At 61.8% G+C, this 280-nt stretch carries 1 protein-coding gene; it reads left to right on the top strand.

Annotated features, from left to right (window positions below; translation table 11 throughout):
• A partial coding sequence (locus tag EN804_RS36780; protein WP_135922456.1) for an AraC family transcriptional regulator occupies positions 1-280 on the top strand: 280 nt, incomplete at both ends.

The raw sequence follows: 280 nt of genomic DNA, 5'->3' as shown, positions 1-280 counted from the left end.
ATTCTGCACAGGGCCTCGGCAGAGGGCTTGGTGATGAGCGCCTTTCGGCGGCACTTCGGGCTATGCATGACCGTCCCGGCCATCCCTGGACCGTCGTTGATCTCGCGAAAGAGGCGGCGCTCTCCCGTTCGGCATTTTTTGCGCGCTTCAACCGAATAGTCGGGGTTGCGCCGATGGAATACCTGCTGACATGGCGTATGGCATTGGCAAGGCAGTTCTTGCCGATGATCGCCCTGTCCTCCTCCGCATCCGCTCCGCGCGGCGTCGTTCACTTCATGGG

The organism is Mesorhizobium sp. M8A.F.Ca.ET.161.01.1.1 (genome assembly GCF_004792105.1).
Lineage (GTDB): Bacteria > Pseudomonadota > Alphaproteobacteria > Rhizobiales > Rhizobiaceae > Mesorhizobium.
The sequence above is the reverse complement of the archived record's forward strand: the minus strand, read 5'-3'. Positions and strand labels throughout refer to the sequence as shown.